The sequence below is a fragment of the Roseisolibacter sp. H3M3-2 genome, assembly GCF_029211165.1.
In the GTDB taxonomy this organism is placed as follows: Bacteria; Gemmatimonadota; Gemmatimonadetes; order Gemmatimonadales; family Gemmatimonadaceae; genus Roseisolibacter.
Genome location: NZ_JARGEK010000352.1, coordinates 1 through 4972, shown reverse-complemented (window position 1 = coordinate 4972; position 4972 = coordinate 1). Strand labels below are relative to the sequence as shown.

Below are 4972 nucleotides of genomic sequence, written 5' to 3'. Positions count from 1 at the left end.
CGCCGCCCGCCGGCGCGGCCGCCGTCAGCGGCGCGCTCGCCGCCGGGGAGTCGGGGGAGCCGCGGCGCGCGGTCGCCGGCGTCGGCGGCGTCGGGAAGAGGAACTGCGTCGCGACGATCACCAGGACGGTGAGGGCGATCGCGAGGAGGAGCCGCCTATTGTTTTCCATGGAAGGGACGACGTCTGGGGCCGTTCACGGCACCGGGTCGAAACCGCCGGGGCGGAACGGATGGCACCGGCCGATGCGGCGGACCGCCAGCCAGGCGCCGCGCCGCGCGCCGTGGCGCTCGAGCGCCTCCATGGCGTACGCGGAGCAGGACGGATAATAGCGGCACTGCCCCCCGAACACGGGCGACAGCGCCACCTGGTAGACGCGCACGCCGAGCATGAGCGCGCGCGCGCCCCACGTCGGAGACGACGGGGCGGAGGGCGCGGAAGATTCGGGGGCGCTCACGGGGCCGCTCACGGGACGTCGGGCGCGGGATCTCGCGCGGGGTCGGGGGCCGGGGCGGCGGGCGGGGCGGGGGGCGCGGCGGCCAGGCGCGCGACGTCGCGGCGCAGGCGCTCCACCTGGCGGGCCAGCGCCTCGAACGTGGCGCCGTAGGCTGTCGGGTGCGCGCGCACGACCAGCGCCACCGGCGGCAGTTCGGCGACCAGCGGCAGCAGCCGCAGCCGGATCAGCTCCCGCAGCCGCCGCTTGAGCCGGTTGCGCTCGACCGACGAGTGGCGGTGCTTGGGCACCACGAGCCCCACCCGTCCCGCGTCGCCGAGCCGCGGAAACGCTCGAAGGGAAGCCAGGACGCGGACCTCGAGGTGCTCGGTCCGGACCCGCTTCCCTTCGCGTCGTACCACGTCCAGCTCGGCGCCCCGCGTCAGGCGGCGCCGGCGGGGGAAACGCTGCGACACCGCCCGCCGCCCCGCCGTGCCGGGGTCAGGCCCCGGCGACGTACTTGGTCGGCAGCTGAACGGTCAGGCGCTTGCGCCCCTTCTTGCGGCGGCGGCTCAGGACTTCACGCCCCCACTTGTCCGCCATGCGCGCACGGAAGCCGTGCGTGCGGATGCGGCGCTTGTTGCGGGGCCGGTAGGTGGGCTTGCCCATGTCGTGCTCCAGCGGGGTTCAGAAGACTGATCGCGACACGAATTCGCGCCCGAATCGCGCGCGTGCGCAAGGCTGCGCCGGGATCGGGCACAGACTGCCAAGGATAGCCGGGGCCGCAACTTAGGTCAACCCCGGCGGCCTCGGGCCGGTGCCTCTAGCCTCTGGCAGGACACGCACTTCCGCGACAAACATCCGGTGTGTTCGTGCTCCGGAGCAAGGCCGCCGGCGAGCGTTGACTTGTCCACAATGCGCGCGCTACCTTCGCGCCCCCGCCGACCGAGCTCGCCCTTTCGGATCTCGCCGCACCCGCACTCGCCGTACCCGGACCTCATGTCGCTCACGGCCACCGAAGTCTGGGACCGCCTGCTCGCCCGCGCCCGACAGGAGCTGCCCGAGCAGACCTTCCGGACCTGGCTGGAGCCGACCGCCGCGCTCTCGATCGACGGGCACCGGATCGTGGTCGGGACCCCCGACCGGTTCAGCGCGGAGTGGAACGAGTCGAAGCACGCCGCCCTCCTCGCCTCCTACGCCCCGGTCGCCCTCGGCCACCCGGTGGCCGTGACCTTCACGGTCGACGAGGAGCGGGAGAAGAAGCCGCAGATCGACTTCTTCATCGCCCCGCCCCCGCCGACGTCGCCCCCGCCCCGGGGAGCGTCGAGCGTCGAGCGTCGAGACGGCGCCCCCTCGACGCTCGACGCTCGACGCTCGGGCCCTCCCCCCGGCGTGTCGGCCCCGCTCAACCCGCGCTACACCTTCGACCACTTCGTCATCGGCAAGTCGAACGAGGTGGCCAGCGCGACCGCCCAGGCGGCCGCCGCGGCGCCGGGGAAGGTCTACAACCCGCTCTTCATCTACGGCGAGACGGGGCTCGGCAAGACGCACCTGATGCAGGCCCTCGCGCACGCCATGCTCGAGCGCGACCCGTACACGCGCGTCACCTTCGTCGGCACCGAGCAGTTCACCAACGAGTTCGTCGGCGCCATCCAGGGCCGCTCGACCGCCGAGTTCCGGCGGCGCTACCGCGAGACCGACCTCCTCCTGGTCGACGACGTCCAGTTCCTGAAGGGGAAGGAGACGACGCAGGAGGAGTTCTTCCACACGTTCAACGCGATCTACGAGGCCGGTCGGCAGATCTGCCTGACCTCCGACCGCCCGCCCAAGGAGATCCCCGGGCTGGAGGCGCGCCTCGTGTCGCGCTTCGAGTGGGGGATGGTCGCGCACGTCGACCTCCCCGAGTTCGAGCACCGCGTCGCCATCCTCCGCAAGAAGGCGGAGCTCGACCACCTCGAGCTCACCATCCCCGACGACGTCCTCGAGTTCATCGCCGAGCACGTGAAGTCGAGCGTGCGCGAGCTGGAGGGGTCGATCATCAAGCTGCTGGCGTACGCGTCGCTCAAGCGCGGCGAGATCACCGTCGACCTGGCCCGCGAGGCGCTGCGCGACAAGCTGCGCTCCGAGGCCGCGGTGCACACGCTCGCCGCCGCCCAGCGCACCGGCGCCGCCATCCCGATCCCGGCCGGCGCCCCGCTCACCCCGTTCGTGATCCAGCAGGCGGTCGGCGGCGAGTGGGGCGTCACCCCCGACGGCCTCCAGTCCAAGACCCGCACCAAGACGCTCACCGTCCCCCGCCAGGTCGCCATGTGGCTCACCCGCGAGCTGCTCGGCCTCCAGCTGGTCGAGATCGGGAACGCGTTCGGCGGGCGCGATCACTCCACCGTCATCCACTCGCTGGAGCGCGCGACGGCGATGATGGCCGAGGACGCGGTTTTCCGCACGCGTGTGGAGAGGGTGCGGAAAGTGTTGGAAAGTCTGCGCGCCTGAGCGCCCGCGGGGCGCGGCCGGGCGCGGCTCTCCACACGGGGCGCCCGCACTCCCCGGGAGTCCACGCCGCGCGCCCCCGCTTCCCACTGGCAAAGTGCCGGAGCCGTCGTAACTTCCGGCGATTCTCGACAGGTCCACAGCCCCTGCTGTTACTACTGGTTTCTAGATCTATAAGAACCACTCGTAACAGCGCCCCGAGTTTCCCCCACCCGCTCATGCGCTTCACGATCTCGCGGGAGAAGTTGCAGGAAGGCCTCAGCGCCGTCGCGGCGAGCATCCCGGCCAAGACGACGCTGCCGGTGCTCGCCAACATCCTCCTCGAGACCACCGAGCGCGGGATCCGCCTCTCGGGCACGGACCTGGACATCGCGGTCAGCACCGAGGTCGCCGCCGACGTCGAGACCCCGGGCGCGATCACGATCCCCGCCAAGAAGCTGCAGGAGATCGCGCGCGAGCTCCCGCCGTCGCCGGTCAAGATCGCCGCCGCCGGCGAGCAGCGCGTCACCCTCGAGTGCGGCCGCTCGCGCTTCAAGCTCCTCGGCCTGCCGAAGGACGAGTTCCCCGCCTTCCCCGCGGTGAAGTTCGAGGAGAGCTGGCGCATCAAGAGCGGCGACCTGCAGAAGCTCATCCAGCACACCTCGTTCGCCGTCAGCACCGAGGAGAGCCGCCCGATCCTCAACGGCGTGCTCTGGGAGCTGCGCGCCGAGCGGATGCGGATGGTGGCGACCAACGGGCACCGCCTGGCGCGCATGGAGCTGCCCATCAGCTCGAGCGGCGCGCCCGCGGGCGACCTGATCGTGCCGCCCAAGGCGCTCGACCAGATCCGCCGCCTCTTCCCGGCGGAGGAGGAGCTGGAGATCGCGCGCGGCGACAACCACCTCGGCTTCCGCTCGCCGTTCACCGCGGTGTACACGCGCCTGATCGAGGGGCCGTACCCGAACTACGAGCAGGTCATCCCGAAGGACAACGACAAGTACGCGATCGCCGACAAGGGCTCGCTCACGAGCGCGCTCAAGCGCATGTCGGTCATCGCGTCGGACCAGACGCACCGGATCCGGCTGTCGTTCAACGCGGGGATGCTCAAGTTCTCGGTGCAGACCCCCGACCTCGGCGAGGCCGCCGACGAGCTGCCGATCCGCTACGACGGCGACCCGCTCGACATCGGCTTCAACGCCAGCTACCTGCTCGAGATCCTGCGCTACATGCCGACCGAGGAGGTCCGGCTGACGTTCAAGGCGCCCGAGCGCGCGGCGACGGTGGAGCCCGAGGGGTGGAGCGACCCGGCGAAGTACCTGGCGCTGGTGATGCCGCTGCGGCTGATGGACTGAGCGTGCGGTCCCGGCGTTCGGCCCGGCCCGCCGTCGCGTTGGCGCTCACGGCGGTGCTCGCGGCAACGCTCGCGGCGCCGTCCGCCGGCGCCGCGCAGCCGCCCGCGGACTCGACGCCGGCGCTGCACCACGTCGGGCTGAACACGGTCGACGCCGAGCGGGCGATCGCGTGGTACCTCCGCGTCTGGCCGGCCGCCGCGCGGACGACGGTGGCGGGGGTGCCGGCGATCGAGGCCGACATGTTCGTGATGTTCCACACGGTGGACCGCCCGCCGGCGGGGGCGTGGCGGCACGACCTGCACCGCGCGGAGCCGCAGAGCGCGTTCTGGCACATCGGCGCGTTCACCAACACGACCGACCTCGCGGCGCGCCTGGCGCCCCTCGGCGTGTCGTTCCTCCCGCTGTTCACCGCCCCGCGCGACACGGCCGGGGTGTGGCGCTCGGGGCTCGCGCCCTACGCCGGGACGCTGACGGCCGCGCAGATCGCGGCGGCCCCGCCGGCGGCGCCGCGCGAGGGAGGCTTCGGCTACGTGGTCGCGCCCGACGGCGTGCTGTTCGAGTTCACCGGCGGCCCGGGGACGCGCGACGCGCTGGCGCACGTGCACCTCTTCCACGAGCGGCCGGCGTGCGCGGCGCGGTGGTACGTCGCGCAGCTCGGCATGACGCCGCCGGCCGCGGGCGCCGGGGCCGCGCCGCCCGGGGCCGCGCCCTCGCCCGACGCCTC

General features: G+C 72.8%; 6 protein-coding genes. 3 read left to right on the top strand and 3 right to left on the bottom strand.

What is annotated here, in order from left to right; genetic code table 11:
- Positions 1-193: 193 nt before the first annotated feature.
- The 3 genes from yidD to rpmH all read right to left on the bottom strand — a co-directional run bounded on the left by yidD (position 194) and on the right by rpmH (position 1099).
- On the bottom strand, positions 194-388 hold the full coding sequence (gene yidD / locus PYV61_RS20830) for a membrane protein insertion efficiency factor YidD (RefSeq protein ID WP_345785273.1): 195 nt from the start codon (positions 386-388) through the stop codon (positions 194-196).
- A gap of 74 nt (positions 389-462) precedes the next feature.
- The gene (gene rnpA, locus PYV61_RS20825) at positions 463-906 is read right to left on the bottom strand and encodes a ribonuclease P protein component (protein ID WP_275835243.1); all 444 of its coding nucleotides are present in this window, start codon (positions 904-906) and stop codon (positions 463-465) included.
- A 25-nt stretch (positions 907-931) separates the two neighbouring features.
- The gene (gene rpmH / locus PYV61_RS20820) at positions 932-1099 is read right to left on the bottom strand and encodes a 50S ribosomal protein L34 (RefSeq protein WP_275835241.1); all 168 of its coding nucleotides are present in this window, start codon (positions 1097-1099) and stop codon (positions 932-934) included.
- Positions 1100-1429: 330 nt separating this feature from the next.
- On the opposite strand from rpmH, the gene dnaA reads away from it, so the two are divergent.
- The 3 genes from dnaA to PYV61_RS20805 all read left to right on the top strand — a co-directional run.
- Positions 1430-2920 (top strand): chromosomal replication initiator protein DnaA, encoded by a 1491-nt coding sequence (dnaA, locus tag PYV61_RS20815; RefSeq protein ID WP_275835239.1) that lies wholly within the window; start codon positions 1430-1432, stop codon positions 2918-2920.
- A gap of 215 nt (positions 2921-3135) precedes the next feature.
- Positions 3136-4248: a DNA polymerase III subunit beta gene (gene dnaN, locus PYV61_RS20810; protein ID WP_275835237.1), complete on the top strand. Its 1113-nt coding sequence runs from the start codon at positions 3136-3138 to the stop codon at positions 4246-4248.
- 53 nt (positions 4249-4301) lie between these two features.
- Positions 4302-4972: hypothetical protein (locus tag PYV61_RS20805; protein WP_275835235.1), on the top strand; the 671-nt coding region annotated here is incomplete at its 3' end.

What these genes read in the sequence shown, in the direction of transcription:
- dnaN (WP_275835237.1), top strand. Translation starts at nt 3,136, where the DNA reads ATGCGCTTCACGATCTCGCGGGAGAAGTTGCAGGAAGGCCTCAGCGCC.
- yidD (WP_345785273.1), bottom strand. Translation starts at nt 388, where the DNA reads ATGCTCGGCGTGCGCGTCTACCAGGTGGCGCTGTCGCCCGTGTTCGGG.
- rpmH (WP_275835241.1), bottom strand. Translation starts at nt 1,099, where the DNA reads ATGGGCAAGCCCACCTACCGGCCCCGCAACAAGCGCCGCATCCGCACG.
- dnaA (WP_275835239.1), top strand. Translation starts at nt 1,430, where the DNA reads ATGTCGCTCACGGCCACCGAAGTCTGGGACCGCCTGCTCGCCCGCGCC.